Raw genomic sequence first — 22,633 nt, 5'->3', positions numbered from 1 at the left:
GCGGCGCGCGGCCGTGCGCCGTCCCGCATCAAGCATGCCCGCCAGGAGAACGCGATGACTCAGTCCACCGATCGCATCGAGAAACAAGCCTTGCTCGCCGCGCCGCTGGCGCGCGTCTGGGAAGCCGTCAGCAATGCCGGGGAATTCGGCACCTGGTTCGGCGTGACGTTCGACGGACCGTTCGTCGCCGATCGGCCACTGTTCGGCCGCATCACGCCGACGCGCGTCGACGACGACGTCGCCAGGGCACAGGAGCCGTATGCCGGCACCGTGTTCGAAATCGTCGTCGATCGCGTCGAGCCGAAGCAACGGTTTTCCTTTCGCTGGCACCCGTTCGCGATCGATCCGAACGTCGATTACGCGTCCGAGCCGATGACGCTCGTCACGTTCGCACTCGCCGAAGCGAACGGCGGCACGCTGCTGACGATCACCGAAACGGGTTTCGACCAGTTGATCGCAACGCGTCGCGCGAAGGCGCGCGAGATGAACGATCAGGGCTGGGCCGCGCAGATGATGCTGATCACGAAATATCTCGCGAAGCACGCGTAAGCGTGCCGCGCATCATTCCCGGAATCCGCGTGCCCGCATGCCCTCGCGGCGGGTGCGTGGCATAATCCGCTCCATCGTCGTTCATACGCCGCCCCGCGCATCGCATGCTGAGTCGTCGTTTCCGGAAGATCGTCAGTCTGATCGGGATGCTCGCCATCCTGATGACGGCGCTCGCGCCGACGATCTCGCAAGCGCTGACGACGCAAGACCGCGTCGATTCGCTGCTTGCCGGTTACTGCACGGCCGGGCCGGCGGGCGGCAACCATGCCGGCGATGCGTCGTCGAAAAGCCTGCAGGCCCATCTGCAGGCTTGCGGCTATTGCAGCTTGCTCGCCCATACACCCGCCCTGCCCGCGCCCGAACTGACGTTCGCGGCCAACTTCCAACCGCTCCGGCATCGCGAAGCAACCCGCTTCGAAAGCCTGCGCCGCACGCAGCCGCTTACGGCCGCGCAACCGCGCGCGCCGCCGCTCGCGTCCTGATTCGTCGTCACCGCGCGTGATGCCGTCGCGCATCACGCCGTCCGCACGCGCGCTGCGCGTGCATGCCGTGTCACGTTTCGAAGGACGATCTCATGTTCGACCGTATCGCTCGCGGCGTCGCGCCGTGCGTGCGCTCGCCCGCCTCCGGCGGTTGCGTGTGCACGAACGCGCGGCCGTTCGTCGAATGCATCGTTCTCCTTGTCATTTCCAACCGGATCATCCTGTCATGAAAATCACTGCTTTCGTCCGCGGCGCACTCGTCGCACTCGGCTTCGTCGTCGCCCAGGCCGCTCACGCGCACGCACACGCGAAAAACCTCGAACCGGCCGCCGACGCCACGCTGTCGAGCGCGCCGCACGCGGTCACGATCGACTTCAGCGAAACGCTCGAACCCGCATTCAGTTCGATCGCCGTCACCGACAGCCATGGACAATCGGTCGCCGACGGGAAATCCGCCATCGACGCCGGCAACCGGAAGCGGATGCATGTGGCGCTGGCGAACCTGACGCCTGGTACGTACACGGTCGCATGGGTTGCGGTGGCGAGCGACGGGCACCGCACGCAGGGCCGCTACACGTTCACGGTGAAATAACGCGCACGACGCCCGCGCGGCGACCTTCCCTACCCGATCAGGAACACACTCGATGAAACGCTCGATTCCGACCAGCCTGCTGTTTGCACTGCTGGCGCTGCAGGAGCCCGCCACGTTCGCCGCATCGGCCGTCCAGGCCGATGCATGCTGGATCCGCACGATGCCGGCGACGGTACCGTCGTCCGGTTATTTCACGCTGACGAACGACGGCGACAAGCCCGTCACGCTCACGGGCATCGATACGCCCGCGTTCGGGATGGCGATGATGCACGAAACCCAGACGGCCGGCAGCACCGCGAAGATGGTTCACGTCGAAGCGGTCGACGTGCCCGCGCACGGCACGGTGACGTTCAGGCCGAAGGGCTATCACGTGATGCTGGAGGAACCGCGCCAGCCCGTCGCGCCCGGCGCGAAGGTGCCGCTCCGGCTGCATTTCGCCGACGGCGCGACGGTGTCCGTGACCTGCGACGCGAAAGCGCCCTCCTACACCGGCCAGTAACGCCGCATCCGCAACGACCGAAGGAGATGCACATGAGCAAGGAACGCGTGCCGCTGGCCAATCTGATCGTCCGCTACCGGACGCCGCTGAACGTCGCCGTGCTGATCGCCTGCGGGTTATGGGCGGCGTGGATCGCGTGGATGACGCGGCCGTCCGCGATCGATTCGCCGTCGTCGATCGCCGCATACTGCGCGCGCGACGCACGCTGACGCGCCGCGCCGGTTCCGGCGGCGGTCCGCGTCATTTTGGCGTGGCATCATCGCTTCATCCCGACCGCCGGAACCGCCTCTCGGAGCAACGCATGTCCATTCAGACTTGGATGCTGTTTGCCGCTGCCTATCTCGCGACGACGCTGTCGCCGGGCCCCAACGTGCTGCTCGTCATCCGCAACACGGTGCGCTACGGCTCGCGCGGCACCGCCGCGACGATCGCGGGCAACCTCGTCGCGCAAGGCGCGGTGGTCATGCTCGTCGCGTTCGGCGTCGGCGCGGTGCTGGCCGCGATGCCGCCGCTGTTCGTCGCGATGAAGGTCGTCGGCGCCGCGTACCTGATCTTTCTGGGCATCCGGCAACTGCGCGGCGACCGCAACGCGCCCTCGCCCGAAGGCCGGGCCGCGATCGTCGAGCCCGACCGCAGGAAGCTGTTCCGCGAAGCACTGTTCGTGTCGGGCAGCAACCCGAAGACGATGATCTTCCTGTCGGCGTTCATGCCGCAGTTCATTGCACATGGTCGCCCGCTCGCGATGCAGTTCGTCGTGATGTACATGACGATCGCATGCACCGTCGTCGTCGTGCACAGCGTCTATTCGTTCGGCGTGCACCGGCTCCATCGCGGCATCGGCGTCGGCCCGTGGGTACGCGCGGCCAAGCGCGCCAGCGGGCTGCTGTTCGTCGGCCTCGGGATCAAGCTGCTGACTGCGCGGCAGGCGTAAGCATTCCTGCGGCGACGGCCGGCGCCACGGCGCGGGCGGAACCGTCAGCCCTTCGATGCGGCCAGCACGGCCGCAATCTCGCCGAACGACGGCCGCGCGTCGATCTCCTCGTTCAAGCAGGCGGCCGCCAGCGCATCGAGTGCATGCGAACCTTCCCACGCACGCGGCTCGCATCGCGCCAGCAACTCGCCGAGCAGATAACCGAACGCCCTGACTTCCAGCCGTTCGAGCCGTGCCGCGCGCACGCGGTCGTTCACATCGTAGACCGACGCCGCGCCGAAATCGCCGAGCAGCGCGCCGCCGTTGCCGTCGTGCAGGATGTTGTGCGCGTACAGGTCGCCGTGCATGATGCCGCGCGCGTGCAGATGCGCTGCAACCGACGCGATGCCGAGCGCGATCCGCGATGCCTCGGCCGGCGCGAATCGCGCATCGGCCCCATATACATCGCGCGTGCAGGACGCGAAGCTCGGCGGCCCGGCGAGGTTCGTCAGCGCCGGATCGACCAGTTCCATCACGAGGCCGTGCGCGCCCTCCGGATGGCCGTGCACCTTGCCGATCACCGGAATCATGTTCGGATGACGCCCGGCGTGCAGGCACGCGGCCATTTCGCAATCGGGCAGGCCGTCGCTCGTCACGGCCCCCTTGAACAGCTTGACCGCGACCGCGCGCGGCACCTGGCCGTCCGCCCGCCACTGCGCGCGATAAATGACACCCGATGCGCCTTCGCCGAGCTTCTGTTCGAACGTGAGCGACGTCCAGTCGATGTCCGCGACGCCCGGCTCGGCCGACGCCGCTGCTTCCGGCGCGGCGCCGAACGGATTGCCCGCGGACGCGAGCCACGCAAGGCGCGGCAGGCGCAACAGCCAATCCGGCAGCGCGTCGAGCCGGTTCGCCGACAGCCGCACCAGTTCGAGCGCACGGCACGCGGCCATTTCGGGCGGCAACGCGCGCAGCCGGTTGCCCGCCAGCATCAGCTTCTGCAAGCGCGAACAATCGCCGATCCCGGCGGGCAGCTCATCGATTTCGTTGTCGGTCAGGATCAGCCAGCGCAGCGCGCGCGGCAGCGACCCGCGCGGCACCGTGCGGATCCGATTCGCCTTGAAGCCGATCATGTCGAGCTGCGCGCACGTGCCGAGCACGTCCGGAAATTCGGTGAAGCGATTGCCCGACGCGAACAGGATGCGCAGCCGATGCAGCCGCGACAGGTCGTCCGGCAGCGCCGACAGCGCATTGCCGGACAGGTCGAGCACTTCGAGCGTGTCCGCCAGATCGAAGATCTCGCGCGGAAATTCGGTCAGCCCGCATGCGAGCTTGAGTTGCCGGGCGCCCGACAGCTGGCCGGCCTGCAGTTGTTCGAGGGTGGTGGTCACGGTGGAAAACGGGTAGCCATGGCGATGGTCGTCGGACCGGTCGCCCGAATTCTACCGGGATCGCTTTCGCGTATCCGCTCGCCGTGTCACACCCCCTTCACAAACGCGCAATGTAACGCTACAATTTGCCCCCTTGCAGTGCCGACGTGGTGAAATTGGTAGACACGCTATCTTGAGGGGGTAGTGGCGAAAGCTGTGCGAGTTCGAGTCTCGCCGTCGGCACCAAATACGGGTTTTCCGTGTTTCGTGCATCTGTAAAAAACCCGCGACAGCGCATGGCTTCGCGGGTTTTTTGTTGCCTGCGGCAATACCGTTGCGATCCGGCGATGCGCCGCGATAGTCCGGACGTCCAAGGAGATATCCACGTCGTCGCACGGGGACATCGCCACCGCCACCTCAGACGCGAGTCCCGACTTCCGCTTCCTCAGCCGTCCACCCGGCGCCGCGCTCGCTACTTCCCGGCTTTCCGGGCGCGCGACCGGAAAGCCGTCAGCGATAATCCATCAGCACCTCGACGACGCCCGTCACGGCGCCCACGCCGATTGTCTCGGCTGTCTGGATATATCGTGCAACCAGCGGAACCGTGTACGACCCGCCCGTCGCCGTGTCATACGAGGTGAGGTTCATCGGCGTGTTGAACTGAACCGGCGTGCCGCCCGGGTCCGTCAACTGGATCGCGACACCGGAAGCCGTCGTCCCGGGGCCGTTCGGCAGCACGCCATTGGCGGAAGCCGGAGCCCCACCGGCCGGCGCCAACGTGTAGCCAACATGGTTGTAACCGGCCGGGCACGCTTCCATCTGCAAGTCGAACGGCACTTCGACATTCGTTGTCGTACCAACGCCACCAAATTGATACACGACCGTTTGCGGCAAATTCACTGTCTTGTCCGGAACATTGCACGTTCCGACGATCGGTGTAACCGGCGCCTGACCGGCATTCACGCTGAACGATGATCCGCCGCCGACGCCGAACACCGTCATGCCGGTCGTCGTCAGGTATGAGAGGCCAGTCGTGTACACGGCACTCGAAGTCCTGATCGCGATCAACTCCACACGCGATGGTTTGACGCCGACCGAGCTCGACGTAACCGGCTGACCATCGAACAGCACCTGCATTTTCAAACCCGGGTTTCGCGAACTGATGTCAGGGCCGGCGATCGGAGGGTTGGTGGCAAGACCCTTGTCGTAAAGCGTGACGCTGGTGATCTCGCATGATGGTTGACCGCATAAGGCCATCCAGTCGACCGGTATGAGCGCGCGCAGCACGACGGTCCCTGGCGGCGCGGTGGTCGGAATGGAAAGAGGGGAACCCCACGGGGAATACCACAGCTTGACTGGCGTGACCGTTTGTCCGACACCTGACGGCGAATAGACGAACGCGCCCAACGCGAAAAGCCAGACACAGGCGACCACGCCTCGAATTGTCCTCATACGTTTCCTCACGAGGGTTGAGCCGAATCGCCCGTCGAGAGATTCGGCCGGTAATCCGCGTGCTCCACCGATACACACGGCAACTCGACGCGCTGCGGCAGCCCGCCGGCGCCCCGACCCCGCCTGGCGCGCCGTTCAGGAAGCGCATACGAGACTTTGCAGAGCGACTTTTCGCCACTGCCATTCCACTCCACGAACAGATCGCCGCGCTCCGACAATCCGCGTGCGAAGAGCTTGCCGCCCTGCCCCACCACACCGATATCCGCGCCATCCTGATCGACGACCGACGCGCCGAACGGCACCGGCGCGCCATCCGGCCGATGCATGCGGATCACCGCCGAGCGACCGAACGTCGTCCTGAACTCGAGCAGCGGCACGGCGCCCGCGAGCGGCGCGACGCGCTGGCTCGTTTCCTGCAATTCGACATCCGTCGACAACCCCTTCGGATCGAGCGTGATCTCGTTCATCCTGAACGGCGACAGAAACGGCACGACCGCATAGCCGTTGCGTCCGACGCGCACGCCCGACATGTTCGTGACGCGCGCCCCTTCCGCATGGGGCGCCTTGACGATCGCGAATGTCTCCGACAACGGCTGAGACAACGTGACACCGCCCGGATGCGCGACCATCGCGCCGCGCAAGCCCAGCGAGAATTGCTGAAAATCCGTGCTGACACCGAAACTGCCGCTGACGTCCGCAATCGAGCCGCGATACATCGCGTTCGCGCCGCCGGCGGTTTGTGATCGACCACGACTTGCATCGTGATCGACGTTCACGCCATACGAGAAATTGCCTTCGCGCCCAAGCGCGCCGGACAGACTCGTTTGCGCCCGCGTCGACCCTTGCGTGTCGCGATTGAAGTTGAGCGACAGCATCGCAGGCCGCTTCGATCCGAGCGGAATGGTCAGGCCTGCGTACAGCAACGTGCTCGATCGCCCCCACGCGTCGCGCTGGCGGGTCGCCGACAGGTTGTACGACACATCGCGGAAGCTGTTGTTGTAGCCGATCGTATAGTCGACGTCCGACCCGCCGCGATTCCAGTACGTCATCGCGGACGCGGTCACGTTGAGGCTGCCGCCCTTGCTGCCGAGCTGTTGACTCATCGTGAACGACATGCGATTGCGCTGCCGGTATATTCCCGCCGAGCCCATGAAAACCTTGGCCTGGTCGCGCGCGGACATCGCATCGTTCAGACCGAAAAAACCATCCGTCGAATAGCGGTAAGCCGCAATGGCGATGTTCGTGCCGGTCGCATCGATCTGTTTCGCGTAGTTGATGCGGACGCTTTGTCCCGAATAGCGCCGCTCGCGCGGAATCGACGTCACGGCATGGGTGACGTCCACGCCGAATGCGCCCCAGGACGTGTTGAGCACGCCGCCGAGCATCGCGGCCGCGTAGCCCTCCGCGACCGTCGCGCCGCCATAGCCCGTCAGCATGTTGGTGAAACCGTGCTGCCAGGTTGCCTGCGTGAAGAAAGGCGTCGTCTCGGGAAGGTTGCGCACGAAACCGGCCGTGAAGCTGTAGCGGTTTTGCCCGGGACGCAACGACAACGGAACCGCGGCATACGGCACCGTAAACGAATGCACCGAGCCGTCGGCCTCCATCACGGAGACGTGCAGATCGCCGCCGTAACCGGTCGGATAAAGATCGTCGATGATGAACGCGCCCGGCGCAACGGTCGTTTCGTACAGCTTCACGCCGTTCTGCATGACGGTCACCTTCGCGTTGGTGTTGGCGACACCCCGCACGACCGGTGCATAACCGCGCTGCGACTCCGGCAGCATTCGGTCGTCCGTGTAGACGCGCACGCCGCGAAACGACGTCGAATCGAACAGATCGCCCGACGTGTACGATTCGCCGATCACCAGTTGCGACATCCAGGACGTCAGGTCGCGCTGCGCATAGGTCGAAACCGCTTCGTAGCGCGTCCGACCGCGGTTGTCCACGTTCATCGAGCCGCTGTGACGAAAATGCCAGCGCTGGAAATTGAAGCCGCCGTCAAGACCCACGTAGCCCTGCGTGTTGCTTGCTGCGCCCTTGACGTGCGAATTGTAGACGTTGACGTTGTACCCCAGCATCGCGACCGGCGCGCCGGCGCTCCACTGGTCCGGATTCACCGCGTCACGCGCGTGCCGCCGCAGCGACGCTTGCGGGATACTCAGATCGACGCGCTGGTTGCCGAAGTCGAATTCAACCGATGCCTCCGGAAGCGCTTCGCCAACGCGCATGCATGCACCGGGCCGGCCGAGCGTCGTCCGGACCTCCTCGGACAGTTGCTCGACGTCGATGCCGACCGTCTCGAGCATCGACTGATCGAAGCACGGTTGCGCATCGGCGACGCCGGGCGCCGACTTGAACGTCAATTCGAACCGCCCGATCCAACGGCCGTCGACATACACGTCCGGAATGTACTTTCCGGCACGCACGACGTTGCCGCGCGCGTAGCGCGATACATCGATCCCGCCGCTCGCGTTGTTCAGGAATCCCCCCTGAAACTCAACCTGGGCAAATTCCGTTTGCGCGAGTTGTTGCGTCGTCGCATATGCAGACTCTGCCTGCCATCCCGCCATCGCGATCAGGCACGCCGCGCAAATCGATTTCAGCTTGGGCCGATTCTCTTGCGGCAAACTGGTACGCCGACGCACTATGATTTCCCTCTCTGAAGAGCATCGCTTTTCTTTTTTCACGCCGACATCGTCGGTGGGGCGACTGCGGTCCTTCTTCTCCCGACATCAGTGCGCGACAGCCGCCTCATGCGCACGACCGCTTCCCCAGTCGTCGACACTGCTGTACGTCACGGTCGCATCGCCAACGTCACGGGTGCCGAGCCCCTTGACCGGGAACGTTGCCGTCTCGCCCGGAAGGATGTGGCCGATTCCTGCCGTGAACGGCTTGCCGCGCACATTCAGCGTGACGCTGCCCAGATTGACGACGTAGGACGTCGGGTTTTCCGCCTTCAGAACGATTTGCTGCTTGTCGTCGCGGACGAGGCTCCATCTGAGCGCCTTCGGCGCCTCGGCAGAATCCCCGGACAGACCGGCCGGCCGGTACATCAGCTTGATGCGCGACCGAAAGGCAACCTGCAATACGTTTCGGTCTTCAGTAGCCGCCGCCTTCGGCGGCACGTCGAGCACGTTCAGCCAGAACAGCGACTCCTTGTCGGCCGGCAAGGGTTCGCCGCTGTAAATGATCCGCAGCGCCTGGCCCTTCCCGGGCTCCACGCGGAACACGGTCGGTGTCACCACAAACGGAACGTCGATTTCATCGACCGACGCACGCATGTCTCCATCGTCGATCCATGCCTGCACGAGCGACGGCTGTTTCCCTTCGTTCACCAGTTGAATCGTGGCTTCCTTGTCCTTGGCCTCGAAGACGATCCGCGTAGCGGAGAGCACCACGCTGGCGGACGCTTCGGTCAACGGCAACATCAGCGTCAGAATCGCCAGCGTGCCGAATGCCATCGTCGAAAACGCTTTTTTGTATGGATTCCTCAATTTCACTCTGCCTATCCTCTGGGAATTGTTCCGATGCGCGGCCAATCTGACAGCCTGTCGATCCGAACCTCGGCTGGCCACTGCGGAGGATGGCCAGCCGCCAATTCAGCTCATTTCCGGATCAGGGGTACACGAGCGAATACGTGACATAGGTGCTCGCGTCACCGGCCGTCGCCACGCCAGTCGCCACGTACTCCGCTGCGTATTGCAGCGTCGCGCCGCCGTCGACGATCTTCACTACCTGCGAGCTCTGATCCTCGAAAGCCGCACCGACCTTGATCGGCTGATACGTGTCGTTCAGCAGCCCGATTTCGACATTGGCCGCCGGATTCGCCGTACCGGTCGGCTTCAGCCGGCCCGTTGCCAGGTTCACGGCAGGACCGGGCTCGAACGCAACCGCGACTTGCGTCGGCGCATAAGCCGCCGTGCTGCACCCCGTCAACTGGAAGCTGAACGGTGTGCGGCCTGCGGTCTTGCCCGCCGCGGAAAGCTGCGCGGTGCCGACATTGGGCAGCATGACCGTGACATTGCCGTTGGCTGAGACGTTGCTGATCTTGCACGTCGAGGCAATGACCGCGCCCTGGAAAAGGACCGAGCCGTCCGATGCGTGTGCGACATTCGCGCCGAACGCGGCTGCCAGGCCGACAGCGGACATCAACATGGTGATTTTTTTCATTTGAGATTCCCTCAGGTTACACAAACAAACGAATAAAAAAATCCAGACTTATCTCCCACAGCGCCGATAAAGTCCAATCGATTTATTTATCCGGATAAGCGCCCACATTTACAAAGATCTTTTTTATCAATGGAGCGCGACGCCTATGCCACTACACAATCCTGGCCGGCCGGCCATTCCAGAGCGAATCGCGCCGATATACATCTTTCGGGTTTCGTTACAAGTCAGCGACCAAGTCAACGGCTTACCGATACACCCGCAAGACACCAGCGTCCGCCCCAAACCCGCGTCGATCTCGGCGCCTGCAGGAAAGCGCCCCGGGCCCACTGCCCGGAAAACCGGCAAAAGATGTGATGAGCCGATGCCCGAACTGCGCGCTTGATCAGTTCGAGATCGCGCTTCACTCCGGTTTTTATCGGCCCGGCCTTCTGCGCATTGCACGCTTGCCTTTGCTCGGATACCCGGCGGCCTCCGTTGACAGACGAGCCGAACGGGTGTGGAAGCGCAACCGCGTTCTCTCTCGAAGCTCATTCCAGCCGGCATCTGCCCTTATTATTTTTCTTGACGGCCGCGCTGCCGGCAGCGGCTTGACCGTGGGCGACAGGTATTCGCCATTGCAATACGCGGATTGCATTGCGATGACGATCTGGTTATCGGCGCTTGGCACACCTCGCGAAAATTCGAGAAAACGCCGGCGAATTCAGAATTACCCCATCGCAAACAACCGACCAAGGCAACCCTTCATACTTCCATTTTCTTGCATTGCGCAGCAGTAAAATTTCCCGTCGGCAACTAAACTATTTAAATGATACTTTTCTGGAATCCGCGCACGATATAAGAATCATCCTAATTTCATCCCATAAAATTTGGGATAAGCGCGGTTTGACAATGATTAACGGTTGGGGAGAGCGGATCGCTCCCAGAGCTGGCGGGGATGTTGAGCACGCATAATCCGAAGGGGAAACGCGCTCACTGATATGAATGGCCCGGCGGCACGCGATCGGGCCGCAAATGACCGGCCGGGCGATGGATTGCGACTGTTCCTGACGTCGGTGTCGCGCGGACAGTACCGAGTACCGCCGGCCCGTTGCAGGCCGGCGGCATCCAGCATCAACCGCCGAGATACGCCTGCTTGATCCGGTCGTTCGCGAGCAGGTTCGCGCCCGTATCGGCGAGCACCACGCGCCCCGTTTCGAGCACGTAGCCGCGATCGGCCACGCCGAGCGCCTTGTTAGCGTTCTGCTCGACGAGAAACACCGTGACGCCCTCGTCACGAATCGTCCGGATGATGTCGAAGATCTGCGCGATCACGAGCGGCGCGAGACCGAGCGTCGGCTCATCGAGCAGCAGCAGGCGCGGCTTGCTCATCAGCGCACGGCCGATCGCCAGCATCTGCTGCTCGCCGCCCGACATCGTGCCGGCCCGCTGCGCCGCGCGCTCCTTCAGGCGCGGAAACAGCTTGAAGACGTGCTCGATGCCGTCGTCGATCTCGTGACGGCTCGCGAAAAACCCGCCCATCTTCAGGTTTTCGAGCACCGTCAGGCTCGGGAACACGCGCCGCCCTTCCGGCGAGATCGCCATCCCCTGCCGCATGATCTGGTGCGTCGACATCGCGGTGATGTCGTTGCCCTCGAACAGCACGCGGCCCGACGATGCGCGCGGCGTGCCGCATACGGTCATCATCAGCGTCGTCTTGCCGGCGCCGTTGCTGCCGATCAGCGTGACGATCTCGCCCTTGTTCACCTCGATCGACACGCCCGCGAGCGCCTCGACCGCGCCGTAGTGCGTATGGACCTGTTCCAGCTTCAGCATCACTCTTCCCCCAGATACGCCTTGATCACGCGCGGGTCGTTGCGAACCGCTTCCGGCGTGCCGATCACGATCGGCCGGCCGTGCTCCATCACGAGGATGCGGTCCGACACGCCCATCACGAGGCTCATGTCGTGTTCGATCAGCAGCACCGATACGCCGAACTCGCGGCGCAGCTTGTCGATCAGGTGCTGCAGTTCGATCTTCTCCTGCGGGTTGAGACCGGCCGCCGGCTCGTCCAGCATCAACAGCCGCGGCTCGGTGATCATGCAGCGCGCGATCTCCAGGCGCCGCTGGTGCCCGTACGACAGCGTGCCGGCCTGCCGGTTGGCGACCGCCGTCAGCCCCATCCGGTCGAGCCACACGGCCGCGCGCTCGAGTGCTTCCTTCTCCGCGCGCCGATACGCGGGCGTCGCGAACAGGCCGTGCAGCATCCCCGACTTCACCTTGCGATGCTGCGCGACGAGCAGGTTCTCGACGACCGTCAGCGACTTGAACAGGCGGATGTTCTGGAACGTGCGCACGAGACCCTTCAACGCGATCTTGTGGCTCGGCAGCCCGGCGATCGCGTGGCCGTCGAGCACGACGTCGCCGCCGGTCGGCTTGTAGAAGCCGCCGACGCAGTTGAACACCGTGGTCTTGCCCGCGCCGTTCGGCCCGATGATCGCGAACACCTCGTTGCGGCGCACGTCGAAATCGATACCGTCCACCGCGAGCAACCCGCCGAAGCGCATCTGCAGCCCGGCGACCTTCAACAGTTCCGTATTCGCGCTCATTGCGGCAGCTCCACGTGGGGACGGCTCGCGGGCAGCAGGCCCTGCGGACGCCACATCATCATCAACACCATCACCAGACCGAAGATCAGCATCCGGTACTCGGCGAAGCCGCGCGCGACTTCCGGCAGCACGGTCAGCAGGATCGCCGCGAGAATCACGCCGAGCTGCGAACCCATCCCGCCGAGCACGACGATCGCGAGGATCAGTGCCGATTCGATGAAGGTGAACGATTCAGGATTCACGAGGCCCTGACGCGCGGCGAAGAACGCGCCGCCGATGCCCGCGAACGCCGCGCCGAGCGTGAACGCCGACAGCTTGATGCGCGTCGGGTTGAGACCCAGCGAGCGGCAGGCGATCTCGTCGTCGCGCAGCGCTTCCCACGCACGACCCATCGGCATGCGGATCAGGCGGCTCGTCACGAACAGCGTGAAGCCGACCAGCACCAGCGCGATCAGGTACAGGAAGATCACCATGTGCTCGCCGCTGTATTCCAGCCCGATCAGCTCATGGAAGGTCTTCGCGCCCTCGACGCTCGCCGAGCGCGCCATCTCGAAGCCGAACACCGTCGGCTTCGGAATGCTCGAGATGCCGTCCGGGCCACCCGTGAGGCTCGTCAGGTTGTTGGCGAGCAGGCGGATGATTTCGCCGAAGCCGAGCGTGACGATCGCGAGATAGTCGCCGCGCAGACGCAACACCGGGAAACCGAGCAGGAAGCCGAACGTCGCCGAGGCGATCGCCGCGATCGGCAGGCACTCCCAGAACGACAGCCCGAAATACTGGTTCAGCATCGCGTACGTATAGCCGCCGACCGCGTAGAACCCGACATAGCCGAGATCGAGCAGCCCCGCGAAACCGACCACGATGTTCAGCCCGAGGCCGAGGATCACGTAGATCAGCGCGAGCGTCGCGACGTCCACGGCGCCGCGCGAACCGAAGAACGGCCACACGAGGCCGACCGCGAGCAGCACCCAGATGATCGCGCGCTGCTGCTGCGCGCCCATCGCGGGCATCGCCGGCAGCTTCACGACGGATTTCGCGCGCACGAGCCACGGCTTGAACAACTGGAACAGGAACACGGCCGCGACCGCGATCCACACCGGACGCCAGTGCGGCGTCAGCACGACCTGATAGCCGTCGAGCTTCAACTGCAGGCCGAGCACCGGAATCGTGAGGATCGCCGTCAGCAGCGCGGCGGCCGCGGCATTCTTCAGCGCCTGGCCGACCGAAGCGTCGGCGGCCGGGCGGCGAACGGAAATGACTTGACTCATCTGCGTCTCCCTCAAACCTTTTCGATGTCCGACTTGCCGAGCAGGCCGGTCGGGCGGAAGAGCAGGATCAGCACGAGCAGGCCGAACGCGACGACGTCCTTGTACTCGGCCGGCATGTAGCCTGCGGCGAAGGTTTCGGCGAGGCCCAGCAGCACGCCGCCGAGCATCGCGCCCGGGATGCTGCCGATCCCGCCCAGCACCGCGGCGGTGAACGCCTTGATGCCCGCGACGAAGCCGATGTACGGATTCAGCTTGCCGATCGTCAGCCCGATCAGCACGCCGCCGACGGCCGCCAGCATCGCGCCGAGCACGAACGTGAACGAGATCACGCGGTTCGTGTCGATGCCGAGCAGGTTCGCCATCTTCATGTCTTCAGCGCATGCGCGGCAGGCACGGCCCATCCGCGAATGCGAGATGAACAGCGTCAGCGCGATCATCAGCACGATCGTCACGCAGACGATCAACAGACGCGCATACGGAATCGTCACGTCGTAGTCGCCGCCGAGGTGGATGTCGAATGCGCCGGAGATCAGCACCGGCACGGACACGTCGCGCGCGCCCTGGCCAATCTGCACGTAGTTCTGCAGGAAGATCGACATGCCGATCGCGGAGATCAGCGGCACGAGGCGCGGGCCGCCGCGCAGCGGGCGATACGCGACGCGCTCGACCGCGAAGCCGTACAGGCCGGTGACGATCACCGACACGATCAGCGCGGCGCCGAGCACGAGCGGCAGCGGATAGCCGGCGGAGATGCCGATGGCGGTGAGGGTCACGAGGCCCACGTATGCGCCGATCATGTAGATCTCGCCGTGGGCGAAGTTGATCATGCCGATGATGCCGTAGACCATCGAATAGCCGATGGCGATCAGCGCATAGATCGCACCCAGCGTCAGGCCGTTGACCAGCTGCTGGGCGAATTGAGGAAAGAAGTCAGTCATGTGCGGGAAGCTCCCGTTGGCGCTGGGTCGCATGCCGTCGCCGGATCACGGCGTTCGGCCGCGCGCAACGCACGGTGTCGTCTCGGGCCGCCCGTCGGCCGCGGAACGGCCAAATGCGCACGCGCTCCGCCCGGGTTACGGGCAGAGCGGGCGCGCGGGCGGATACTCCGTTGTTACTTGGCGGCGGTCTTCGTCGCGTCCTTGTGCCACGTGTAGACGACGAACTTGAACGCCTTCAGGTCGCCCTGGGCGTCATACGCGACCTTGCCGATCGGCGTGTCGAACGTCGTCTTGTGCATGTACGCGGCGACCTTCGTCGGGTCGGTCGTCTTCGCGCCGGCGATCGCGTCGGCGATGATCTTCACCGCTGCGTACGACGGCATCTGGAACGGGCCGTTCGGGTCGCGCTTCTTGTCCGCGAACGCCTTCACGAGCGCCGCGTTGGCCGGGTCGGCCGAGAAGTCGGCCGGCAGCGTGACCAGCATGCCTTCCGAAGCCGGGCCGGCGATTGCCGTCACGTCCTTGTTGCCCACGCCTTCAGGGCCCATGAACGTGGCCTTCACGCCCTGCTCGCGCGCCTGGCGCATCAGCAGGCCCATTTCCGGGTGGTAGCCGCCGAAGTAGACGAAATCGACGCCTTGCGACTTCAGCTTCGTGATGATCGCGGAGTAGTCCGAATCGCCGGCGTTGATGCCTTCGAACAGCACGACCGGGATCTTCGCGGCTTCGAGGTCCTTCTTCACCGACGACGCGATGCCCTGGCCGTACGACTGCTTGTCGTGCAGGACCGCGACCTTCTTCGGCTTCACGTTGTTGATGATGTAGTGCGCGGCGGCCGGGCCTTGCTGGTCGTCGCGGCCGATCGTGCGGAAGATGAAGTGGCGCTTCTTGCCTTCCGTCAGCTGCGGCGCGGTGGCCGACGGCGTGACCATCACGATGCCTTCGTTTTCGTAGATGTCGGATGCGGGGATCGTCGAACCCGAGCACACGTGGCCGATCACGTACTTGATCTTCTGGCTGACGATCTTGTTGGCGACGGCGACGGCCTGCTTCGGTTCGCATGCGTCGTCCATCTGCACGACTTCGAACTTGTTGCCGCCCGCGCCGCCGGCCGCGTTGATCTGTTCGATCGCGGTCAGCGCGCCGGCCTTCACCATGTCGCCGTACTGGGCGACCGAGCCGCTCATCGGACCAGCGATGGCGATCTTCACGGTTTCCGCTTGCGCGGCGGCGGCGGCGGCGCCGGCGGCGAACAGCACGGCGGCGGCGGAAATGGACGTAAGACGGGACAGCGTCATCTGGGAGCTCCTCGATGTTGTTTAGTCATACGGGCAAAGGCGGCATGACTTGCGCAATCGAACAGCACCCGGGGCGAGGACATGGAACACGCCCGAGACACATGAAGACGGACCTGCGGATGGATGTTGCGTAGCGGGGCCCGGCTCTTGCAGTCCCCCAAGGGGGACGTCTGGTTCGGAAAGACATCGTGATGCGTCTTGCATTGCGCAAGCGTTTCGCCTGCCCCGCTTGCCAACTGCTCGTCCGGAGGGATGGTCCGACAGCCGTTGGCAAGGCAGTCGAAATTATATGGGGGTTTTCAAATCGTCTGTCAAAAATGCCGCCTCCATGAGGGAAAACACGGAGAAACTTGACTCGCGCAAGGTGGCGATGCGGGAGCAACTGAGGTGGGCGGCGAATGTTTGCGGCGGGTGCAATTGGGTTGCGATTTTGGGTGGGCCTGTCGACGGATTCCTTGCCGGGTTTAGGTTTCGGCGATTTGTCGTCGTGCGTCGTGTGCACTTTTGGATGCTTAGGGTCCGATCGTCGACGATCAATCAACTGATGATTGTGTCGGCGTGCACCGTGTCGGGGCGATGCGACTGTGCCGCCAATCCTTCCGTTTGCCGACATTTACCCGTCATGCGAAAGCTGTTTGTGATTTTTATGAAATAATGCGGCCTCGCTTCTGCAATCCAGCCAGCCTTCCTGTGAGTCGCCCCTTCCGCGATTCGCAGTCGCTTCAGGGCCGCTTCGACGCCCATACGTCGCCGAGCCGCCAGCCAGTGATCTGCCGTTTTTTCTCATTGCACATCACCTGGTTCGGATCCCGATGAATCATCCTCTCCGTTTTTCTTCCGCCGCCGCGCTCGCTTGTGCGCTTTCTGTTTCGACTGCCGACGCCTCGAGCCACGATTCGCTGGTCGATCGTTCCGGCGGGGCCAATATGTTTCGCTCGGAACGCCGGGCTGTCGCCAGGGATGACGCGCGTGCCGCGCTAACGACGCGGCGCGCGAAGTACGCGGCGCGGGCTGAACGTAGTCCGTTCGATACGCCGGATACGCGGCCGTTGCGGGTTTCGGGCGATACGCTCGAGCCGCAGCCTTCGGTTGAACACGGGGCCGGCGATTCTGCATGGCCTTCGAATCGCGTTGCGCTTGGCGCGGGCGGAAGCGATAGCTTCGGTCGCGCGTTACCCCAATACGAACAGCGCGCGCAGAACTGGACTGATTATCTGAGGGCCAACGGGTCGCAAGCGCCTGGCGGCAGGATTTCGTATCCGCCCACGCGACCTTTCAATGCCGCGCGCGGTCCGCACGGTGCGCCTAATCCGTACGATCCATCGGTGCCGCAGCCGGTGACGCGGACGTTCTACGACAACGGCGCGGGTTCGCATTGCACGGCTACGGGTGGTGCGGGAGCGTCGCGGTCGTCTTGCAATATCGCTTGGTGATGTTTGGTGGCGGGTCGTGACTGCTGACGTCGCTGATCATCCGGACGTGACGCCCCTCACCTCGGCGAAACCACGATCGCCGCCCGCCGATTCTGCATTCTCCCGGCCGGTGTCCGGTTATCGCCCACCGGATCGCTCTTCCCCTTCGGGACAACCGCAATCCGCTTCCCGTCGAGCCCCACGTCCACCAGCTCGATCGCCACCACCTCCGCCCGCCGCCGCGACAACTCGAGATCGTAAGCAGCCTCCCCTTCCTCATCGGAGTATCCATAAACCCGCACGCCGTTGATCCCCGCCGACCTCAACGTCCTGCCGATCCGCTCGACGATCCGCCTGACATCCGGCTTGAGGTTGTACCGATCGAAATCGAACAGAATCGGCCCCGTCGACCCGAACTCGAACCCCTGCTCGGTCTCCTGGAAGCCGGCCGACTTCAGCGCCGTGACCTGCGTCTGCGTGAGCCCCCGATGAAGCGGCGGCGTCTTGCATCCGCCGAGCAGCAGGCACAGAAGCACCGCGCTCGCGACGCACATCCTCCCAATGCTCACAGGCAACGAGTCATCCATGATCGACCCCTTCGTACGCGCCCGCTTCGCGCGCGCTTATTATCCCGCCACCGCGGCCTCGCCCGCGGCGCGAAACGATAGACATCAAACCCGTCCCGCCATGCCCTCCGCCAGTTGCCACGACCCCGGCCGCGCACGCTTGGCGCGGTACATCGCGGCATCCGACGCGCGCAGCAAGCCGCTCGCGTCGGACGCATGATCGGGATACAGCGCAATACCGGCACTCATCATGGTGGCCACCATGCGTCCGTCGGGCAGTTCGATCGACGGCACCATGCCGGACAAGATCTCATCGGCGATCCGGCACACGCTGTCCGTATCGCGCACAGCGGTCAGCATCACCGCGAATTCATCGCCGCCCAGCCGGGCGACGAGATCGGTCTCGCGCACCTGCGCGCGCAACCGCGCCGCCACGCCGATCAGCACCGCGTCGCCGGCATCGTGGCCGAGGCCGTCGTTGATTTCCTTGAAGCGGTCGCAGTCGAGATACAGAATGGCGACACGCTGCCCCGTCACGACGGCGTCGCAGAGTGCAAGCGACAGACGCGACTCGAACTGCACGCGGTTGGGCAGCCCCGTGAGCGCATCGTGCGTGGCCTTGTGTTCGAGCGACGCGTTTTCGTCGCGCAGCGTGTTCTGCCAGTCTTCGAATTCGTCGAGCAACGCGTTGAAGTCGTCGCCGAGCTGATTCAGTTCGGCGATCGCCACGGGCTCGACGCGACGCGCGAACGCACGCTCGCGCCGCACGGCGTGCGCGACGCCGGCCAGCGCGCGCAGCGGGGCGACGATGTTGCGCAGCAAACGCTTCGAGCTGACATACGCGCCGAGCACGCTGACGGCCAGGCCGCCGAGAATGCCGCCGATACCGCCGAGCAGGAATCCGAAGAACTGATGCCCGCGACCGCGCACGATGACCTGGCCGACGACGATGCCGTCGTGCGTCACCGGGGCGCTCACGGGCCCGGGCAGCGCCAGCGCGGCGACGCCGCGCTCGAGCCGGGCGATCCGCCCTTCGGCGGGCAGCTTCCACGTCGCGAACAACTGGCCTTTGCCATCTGTGACCACCACCTGCGCGACGTCCTCGTCGGTGGCGATCATCGCGATCGCCTCGTTCGCCGCGACGCGGTCGCCGAACACGAGCGCCGCCTCGACCGTGTAACCGAGCGAGCGCGCCAGCAGGTTCAGGTTGTTGCCGGCGTACGCGCGCAGCGCGATCACGGCGACGACGATCAGCGACACGGCGGCCATCGCGACCGCGACGAACGCGAGGCGCAAATGCGCGCGGCGCAACACGCTTTGCAGCGTCGGGCGCGACACACGCGAAGGCGAAATGGAGGGCGCGGAACGTGTCATGGCGTCAGCGTCCGCCGCGCGAGATTGAGCACGTTCGGATGCACGCGCACGCCACTGCGCGCGACGGCGTCGAGATTGATGTCGAACGTGACGTGTTCGCCTTCGACCGCGAGACAGAACATGCTGCCCGCGGTGCATGACGGATCGTGTTCGGCGATGGTCAGCACCGGACGGCCGACCAGCGCGGTTCGCACCCGCTTTCGCTCGTCGCTTCCGAGCGCGCCGAGATACACCACGTCGCATGCGACACCGAGCGCGGGGTCGTCGAAGCGGACCCGCTGCACGTCGAGCACGGTCGAGCCGGCCTGCATCGAGTCGGTGAGGTCGCCCGCGTAGTCGGGCCTGCCCGTCACGCACAGATGCAGGCGAACGGGCGTCGTCGGCCAGCGCGTGAAACTGACGATGCCGAGCACGACCTGGCGTACGGCGGAGTCGTGTGACGAAAAGGCGGGACTCGTGGGATTGACGGGTGTCGTGGTGCCGACGAGCCGCACCGTGTCGTTCGGCTCGTCGGCATCGCCAGGCGCCCCGGCAAGAACGGCCGGGGCAACGCTCAGAACGCAAACGATTGCGATGAACGCGTGGCGCAACCCGGCGACTCGGCCCGACCGGCCGGACGCCGTCCGCGCGGCGATTGCCGCCGCGCCCGCTGGCGTCGATGCGGCCGCATGACTCGCGGCCGTCGCGCACACACTCGCATCCATGATGGAAACATCTGCTGCAGTCGTTCCCGGCCCTGCCTCCTGCCTGCCGTGCGCGCGCAGGCACCGTGTCGCGCGCACGAGTGCTTCCATCTTAGGTAAAAATTCGTATCCCAAACCAGTGGGATACACCCGCGATTCATGTCGGAAAGTATGCGGAATCGGCGCCGTTCGTGGCGATGCGATGCCGGGGATTGATCAGTTGACGGGGCGACCGTGCGACGCAAACTTCATACGTTCCGCAGTGGCGCGCCGGACCGGTTTCCCCCACGCGCCGATGCGAAGCCGGGGGAAGTCGCAGCGCAATTCGCACATCACCGCGTTCCCGAGTATCCTTGCTGATCATTCGATTGCAGTTCCGCGCACCGGACCGTCGCGCGCGTCGCCGACGCCGAGTGTCGATCATCAACCGTCTATCTCGTCTTCCCTCATGGACTTCGACGTAATCGTTCTGGGCGCGGGCATCGTCGGCGTCTCCGCCGCGCTGCACCTGCAGGATCGCGGCCGCAAGGTCGCCCTCGTCGACCGCGGCGCGCCCGGCGAAGGCACGAGCTTCGGCAACGCGGGGCTGATCGAGCGCTCGTCGATCGAACCGTATCCGTTCCCGCGCAGCCCGTTCACGCTGATGCGCTATGCGCTCAACCGCTCCACCGATCTCTATTGGCACAGCGCGTCGCTGCCCGCGTTCGCGCCGTGGCTCGCGCGCTTCTGGTGGGAATCGGCGCCGCTGCGTCACGCGGCAGCCTCGCGCGACATGCTGCCGCTGATCGAGCGCTGCATCGTCGAGCACGACGCGCTGATCGCGCGCGCCGGCGCCGGCGAACTGGTGCGCGCCAGCGGCTGGATGGAAGCGTTCCGCACGCCGGCCGCGTTCGACCGCGCGGTCGCCGATGCGGGACTCACCGCGCGCCGCCACGGGCTCGGCATCACGCCGCTCGATGCCGCGGCACTTCGCGCACAAGAACCGAACCTCGCCGCGGGCTTCTGCGGCGCGCTGCACTGGCTCGATCCGAAAAGCGTCGTCGATCCGTCCGCGCTCGTCAAAACCTACGCGCAACTCTTCGTGCAAGGCGGCGGCACGCTGCTCACCGGCGATGCCGCGAGCCTCGACGCGCTGTCGCCCGGCTGGCAGGTCGCGACGGACGACGGCAGGATCGCCGCGCCGGCCGTCGTCGTCGCGCTCGGCCCGTGGTCCGACACGGTGTTCGGCAAGTTCGGCTACAAGATTCCGCTGCGCGAGAAGCGCGGCTATCACATGCACTACGCGCCGTCCGAACGCGGCGCGCCGTCGGCGCCGATCGTCGATCGCGAATACGGCTACGTGATCGCGCCAATGCGGCGCGGATTGCGGTTGACCACCGGCGTCGAGATCGCCCGGCGCGGCCTGCCGCCGACGGGCGTGCAGCTCGATCGCGCGGAACGCGTCGCGCGCCCGGTGTTCGGCTTCGGCGAGCGGCTCGACCCGCACCCGTGGCTCGGCTTCCGGCCGTGCACGCCCGACATGCGGCCGGTGATCGGCCCCGCGCCCGCGCATCGCGGGTTGTGGTTCTCGTTCGGGCACAACCATCACGGGTTGACGCTCGGCCCCGTCTCCGGCCGCCTGCTGGCGGAGATGATGACCGGCGAGACGCCGTTCACCGATCCGACGCCCTACCGCGCCGACCGCTTCTGATGCCGATCGCCCGCGCTCAGTCGAGCGCGCGGCCGAAGATCCGGATCACTTCGTCGAGATGCTCGGCCATCGCGCGGCGCGCGGCCTCCGGGTCGCGCGCGCGGATCGCGTCGAGGATCGCGCGGTGTTCGAGCTCCGATCGATGCGGCATGTCGTTCGGCATGTACAGCGACTGCAGCCGCTGGAACATCAGGTCGTACTTGTGCGCGAGCAGTTGCTTGATCATCAGCGCATACGCGGGGTTGTCGCTCGCTTCCGCGATACGGATATGGAACAGCCGGTCGCCCGGATGCGTGAGCGAGCCGCTGCGGTTGTCTTCCTGGTTGCGCAGGAACGCCTCGTGAATCCCCTCGATCTGCGCGTCCGAGCCATGTTTCGCGGCGAGCGACGCGGCTTCCGGCTCGATCAGCCGGCGCGCCTGCAGCAGCGCGAACGGCGGGATTTCGGTATCGAGGTCGACTGCGATGCCGAGCTCCGGATCGATTTCGACGATCGAGAACGGCGCGACCGTCGTGTCGATCTGCGGTTGCGGTGCGGTGGCCGCCTCGAGCTGGCGCACCTTCACGCCGTCGCCGACCCGCACGCTGACGAGACCGTTCACCTCGAGCGCGATCAGCGCCTCGCGCACCGACGTGCGCGACACGCCGAACTGCTCGGCCAGTTCGCGCTCGGGCGGCAGGTAGCTGCCCGGCGGGAAGTCGCCTGACTCGATCATCGCGCTGAGCTTGTCGGCGATCTGCTGGTAGAGGCGGCGGTTCTGAATCGGCTGGATGGACATACGTTGATACAGGTAAG

Annotated in this window: 23 protein-coding genes and 1 tRNA gene; 10 read left to right on the top strand and 14 right to left on the bottom strand. The window is 65.2% G+C overall.

What is annotated here, in order from left to right:
* Nucleotides 1–54 precede the first annotated feature (54 nt).
* The 7 genes from ACV22V_RS23320 (at nt 55) to ACV22V_RS23290 (ending at nt 3,053) form a co-directional block, all read left to right on the top strand.
* Nucleotides 55–549 carry an SRPBCC family protein gene (locus ACV22V_RS23320; protein ID WP_059527059.1) on the top strand — a complete coding sequence of 165 codons (495 nt, stop codon included), beginning with the start codon at nt 55–57 and terminating at the stop codon, nt 547–549.
* A gap of 104 nt (nt 550–653) precedes the next feature.
* A complete protein-coding gene (locus tag ACV22V_RS23315) occupies nt 654–1,031 on the top strand; it encodes a DUF2946 domain-containing protein (RefSeq protein ID WP_175915974.1) in 378 nt (125 codons plus the stop codon).
* Nucleotides 1,032–1,123: 92 nt separating this feature from the next.
* On the top strand, nt 1,124–1,261 hold the full coding sequence (locus tag ACV22V_RS23310; RefSeq protein WP_448015676.1) for a hypothetical protein: 138 nt from the start codon (nt 1,124–1,126) through the stop codon (nt 1,259–1,261).
* Nucleotides 1,258–1,623: a copper homeostasis periplasmic binding protein CopC gene (gene copC, locus ACV22V_RS23305; RefSeq protein WP_448015675.1), complete on the top strand. Its 366-nt coding sequence runs from the start codon at nt 1,258–1,260 to the stop codon at nt 1,621–1,623. The genes ACV22V_RS23310 and copC overlap by 4 nt, the downstream gene beginning before the upstream one ends.
* Before the next feature lie 52 nt (nt 1,624–1,675).
* A complete protein-coding gene (locus ACV22V_RS23300; RefSeq protein ID WP_448015674.1) occupies nt 1,676–2,122 on the top strand; it encodes a copper chaperone PCu(A)C in 447 nt (148 codons plus the stop codon).
* 32 nt (nt 2,123–2,154) lie between these two features.
* Nucleotides 2,155–2,331: a hypothetical protein gene (locus tag ACV22V_RS23295; RefSeq protein WP_179949258.1), complete on the top strand. Its 177-nt coding sequence runs from the start codon at nt 2,155–2,157 to the stop codon at nt 2,329–2,331.
* Nucleotides 2,332–2,423: 92 nt separating this feature from the next.
* Nucleotides 2,424–3,053, top strand: a complete 630-nt coding sequence (locus tag ACV22V_RS23290) for a LysE family translocator (protein ID WP_448015673.1) — start codon at nt 2,424–2,426, stop codon at nt 3,051–3,053.
* Nucleotides 3,054–3,097: 44 nt separating this feature from the next.
* Here the strand turns inward: ACV22V_RS23290 and ACV22V_RS23285 are convergent, their stop codons facing one another.
* Nucleotides 3,098–4,423, bottom strand: coding sequence for a leucine-rich repeat-containing protein kinase family protein (locus ACV22V_RS23285; protein ID WP_448015672.1), 1,326 nt, complete (start codon nt 4,421–4,423; stop codon nt 3,098–3,100).
* A gap of 140 nt (nt 4,424–4,563) precedes the next feature.
* On the opposite strand from ACV22V_RS23285, the gene ACV22V_RS23280 reads away from it, so the two are divergent.
* Nucleotides 4,564–4,648: transfer RNA gene (locus ACV22V_RS23280), tRNA-Leu, on the top strand.
* 264 nt (nt 4,649–4,912) lie between these two features.
* Here ACV22V_RS23280 and ACV22V_RS23275 read toward each other — a convergent pair.
* The 9 genes from ACV22V_RS23275 to ACV22V_RS23235 all read right to left on the bottom strand — a co-directional run bounded on the left by ACV22V_RS23275 (nt 4,913) and on the right by ACV22V_RS23235 (nt 16,113).
* Complete coding sequence (locus ACV22V_RS23275) at nt 4,913–5,854, bottom strand: fimbrial protein (protein ID WP_082722022.1); 942 nt, start codon at nt 5,852–5,854, stop codon at nt 4,913–4,915.
* A gap of 8 nt (nt 5,855–5,862) precedes the next feature.
* Nucleotides 5,863–8,424, bottom strand: coding sequence for a fimbria/pilus outer membrane usher protein (locus ACV22V_RS23270; RefSeq protein ID WP_448015671.1), 2,562 nt, complete (start codon nt 8,422–8,424; stop codon nt 5,863–5,865).
* Between the two features lie 162 nt (nt 8,425–8,586).
* Nucleotides 8,587–9,315, bottom strand: a complete 729-nt coding sequence (locus ACV22V_RS23265) for a fimbrial biogenesis chaperone (RefSeq protein WP_448015697.1) — start codon at nt 9,313–9,315, stop codon at nt 8,587–8,589.
* Nucleotides 9,316–9,469: 154 nt separating this feature from the next.
* Nucleotides 9,470–10,024, bottom strand: coding sequence for a fimbrial protein (locus ACV22V_RS23260; RefSeq protein WP_448015670.1), 555 nt, complete (start codon nt 10,022–10,024; stop codon nt 9,470–9,472).
* Between the two features lie 1,110 nt (nt 10,025–11,134).
* Nucleotides 11,135–11,836 (bottom strand): ABC transporter ATP-binding protein, encoded by a 702-nt coding sequence (locus ACV22V_RS23255; RefSeq protein ID WP_006484776.1) that lies wholly within the window; start codon nt 11,834–11,836, stop codon nt 11,135–11,137.
* Nucleotides 11,836–12,609 carry a high-affinity branched-chain amino acid ABC transporter ATP-binding protein LivG gene (gene livG / locus ACV22V_RS23250; RefSeq protein WP_059534291.1) on the bottom strand — a complete coding sequence of 258 codons (774 nt, stop codon included), beginning with the start codon at nt 12,607–12,609 and terminating at the stop codon, nt 11,836–11,838. The genes ACV22V_RS23255 and livG overlap by 1 nt, the downstream gene beginning before the upstream one ends.
* On the bottom strand, nt 12,606–13,877 hold the full coding sequence (locus ACV22V_RS23245; RefSeq protein WP_448015669.1) for a high-affinity branched-chain amino acid ABC transporter permease LivM: 1,272 nt from the start codon (nt 13,875–13,877) through the stop codon (nt 12,606–12,608). Before ACV22V_RS23245 ends, livG begins: the two co-directional genes overlap by 4 nt.
* A gap of 11 nt (nt 13,878–13,888) precedes the next feature.
* Nucleotides 13,889–14,815: a high-affinity branched-chain amino acid ABC transporter permease LivH gene (livH, locus tag ACV22V_RS23240; protein WP_006484734.1), complete on the bottom strand. Its 927-nt coding sequence runs from the start codon at nt 14,813–14,815 to the stop codon at nt 13,889–13,891.
* Between the two features lie 173 nt (nt 14,816–14,988).
* The gene (locus ACV22V_RS23235; RefSeq protein WP_448015668.1) at nt 14,989–16,113 is read right to left on the bottom strand and encodes a branched-chain amino acid ABC transporter substrate-binding protein; all 1,125 of its coding nucleotides are present in this window, start codon (nt 16,111–16,113) and stop codon (nt 14,989–14,991) included.
* 812 nt (nt 16,114–16,925) lie between these two features.
* Between ACV22V_RS23235 and ACV22V_RS23230 the strand changes: the two genes are divergently transcribed.
* A complete protein-coding gene (locus tag ACV22V_RS23230; RefSeq protein WP_448015667.1) occupies nt 16,926–17,546 on the top strand; it encodes a hypothetical protein in 621 nt (206 codons plus the stop codon).
* Between the two features lie 56 nt (nt 17,547–17,602).
* Here the strand turns inward: ACV22V_RS23230 and ACV22V_RS23225 are convergent, their stop codons facing one another.
* From ACV22V_RS23225 to ACV22V_RS23215, 3 genes are all read right to left on the bottom strand, one after another.
* Nucleotides 17,603–18,112: an OmpA family protein gene (locus ACV22V_RS23225; protein ID WP_059534279.1), complete on the bottom strand. Its 510-nt coding sequence runs from the start codon at nt 18,110–18,112 to the stop codon at nt 17,603–17,605.
* A gap of 84 nt (nt 18,113–18,196) precedes the next feature.
* Nucleotides 18,197–19,465, bottom strand: coding sequence for a diguanylate cyclase domain-containing protein (locus tag ACV22V_RS23220; RefSeq protein ID WP_448015666.1), 1,269 nt, complete (start codon nt 19,463–19,465; stop codon nt 18,197–18,199).
* Nucleotides 19,462–20,169, bottom strand: coding sequence for a YfiR family protein (locus ACV22V_RS23215; protein WP_059702297.1), 708 nt, complete (start codon nt 20,167–20,169; stop codon nt 19,462–19,464). Before ACV22V_RS23215 ends, ACV22V_RS23220 begins: the two co-directional genes overlap by 4 nt.
* Before the next feature lie 427 nt (nt 20,170–20,596).
* Here ACV22V_RS23215 and ACV22V_RS23210 point away from each other — a divergent pair, with 427 nt between their 5' ends.
* Nucleotides 20,597–21,838, top strand: coding sequence for an NAD(P)/FAD-dependent oxidoreductase (locus ACV22V_RS23210; RefSeq protein ID WP_448015665.1), 1,242 nt, complete (start codon nt 20,597–20,599; stop codon nt 21,836–21,838).
* A 16-nt stretch (nt 21,839–21,854) separates the two neighbouring features.
* Here the strand turns inward: ACV22V_RS23210 and ACV22V_RS23205 are convergent, their stop codons facing one another.
* On the bottom strand, nt 21,855–22,616 hold the full coding sequence (locus ACV22V_RS23205; protein ID WP_448015664.1) for a FadR/GntR family transcriptional regulator: 762 nt from the start codon (nt 22,614–22,616) through the stop codon (nt 21,855–21,857).
* Nucleotides 22,617–22,633: the final 17 nt, after the last annotated feature.

The sequence above is a fragment of the Burkholderia sp. AW33-5 genome (assembly GCF_053427615.1).
This window is presented reverse-complemented; position numbering and strand designations above follow the sequence as displayed.

Coding starts and splice junctions, on each gene's coding strand:
- ACV22V_RS23320 (WP_059527059.1), top strand. CDS start 55: ATGACTCAGTCCACCGATCGCATCGAGAAACAAGCCTTGCTCGCCGCG.
- ACV22V_RS23315 (WP_175915974.1), top strand. CDS start 654: ATGCTGAGTCGTCGTTTCCGGAAGATCGTCAGTCTGATCGGGATGCTC.
- ACV22V_RS23310 (WP_448015676.1), top strand. CDS start 1,124: ATGTTCGACCGTATCGCTCGCGGCGTCGCGCCGTGCGTGCGCTCGCCC.
- copC (WP_448015675.1), top strand. CDS start 1,258: ATGAAAATCACTGCTTTCGTCCGCGGCGCACTCGTCGCACTCGGCTTC.
- ACV22V_RS23300 (WP_448015674.1), top strand. CDS start 1,676: ATGAAACGCTCGATTCCGACCAGCCTGCTGTTTGCACTGCTGGCGCTG.
- ACV22V_RS23295 (WP_179949258.1), top strand. CDS start 2,155: ATGAGCAAGGAACGCGTGCCGCTGGCCAATCTGATCGTCCGCTACCGG.
- ACV22V_RS23290 (WP_448015673.1), top strand. CDS start 2,424: ATGTCCATTCAGACTTGGATGCTGTTTGCCGCTGCCTATCTCGCGACG.
- ACV22V_RS23275 (WP_082722022.1), bottom strand. CDS start 5,854: ATGAGGACAATTCGAGGCGTGGTCGCCTGTGTCTGGCTTTTCGCGTTG.
- ACV22V_RS23270 (WP_448015671.1), bottom strand. CDS start 8,424: ATGGCGGGATGGCAGGCAGAGTCTGCATATGCGACGACGCAACAACTC.
- ACV22V_RS23265 (WP_448015697.1), bottom strand. CDS start 9,315: ATGGCATTCGGCACGCTGGCGATTCTGACGCTGATGTTGCCGTTGACC.
- ACV22V_RS23260 (WP_448015670.1), bottom strand. CDS start 10,024: ATGAAAAAAATCACCATGTTGATGTCCGCTGTCGGCCTGGCAGCCGCG.
- ACV22V_RS23255 (WP_006484776.1), bottom strand. CDS start 11,836: ATGCTGAAGCTGGAACAGGTCCATACGCACTACGGCGCGGTCGAGGCG.
- livG (WP_059534291.1), bottom strand. CDS start 12,609: ATGAGCGCGAATACGGAACTGTTGAAGGTCGCCGGGCTGCAGATGCGC.
- ACV22V_RS23245 (WP_448015669.1), bottom strand. CDS start 13,877: ATGAGTCAAGTCATTTCCGTTCGCCGCCCGGCCGCCGACGCTTCGGTC.
- livH (WP_006484734.1), bottom strand. CDS start 14,815: ATGACTGACTTCTTTCCTCAATTCGCCCAGCAGCTGGTCAACGGCCTG.
- ACV22V_RS23235 (WP_448015668.1), bottom strand. CDS start 16,113: ATGACGCTGTCCCGTCTTACGTCCATTTCCGCCGCCGCCGTGCTGTTC.
- ACV22V_RS23230 (WP_448015667.1), top strand. CDS start 16,926: ATGAATCATCCTCTCCGTTTTTCTTCCGCCGCCGCGCTCGCTTGTGCG.
- ACV22V_RS23225 (WP_059534279.1), bottom strand. CDS start 18,112: ATGGATGACTCGTTGCCTGTGAGCATTGGGAGGATGTGCGTCGCGAGC.
- ACV22V_RS23220 (WP_448015666.1), bottom strand. CDS start 19,465: ATGACACGTTCCGCGCCCTCCATTTCGCCTTCGCGTGTGTCGCGCCCG.
- ACV22V_RS23215 (WP_059702297.1), bottom strand. CDS start 20,169: ATGGATGCGAGTGTGTGCGCGACGGCCGCGAGTCATGCGGCCGCATCG.
- ACV22V_RS23210 (WP_448015665.1), top strand. CDS start 20,597: ATGGACTTCGACGTAATCGTTCTGGGCGCGGGCATCGTCGGCGTCTCC.
- ACV22V_RS23205 (WP_448015664.1), bottom strand. CDS start 22,616: ATGTCCATCCAGCCGATTCAGAACCGCCGCCTCTACCAGCAGATCGCC.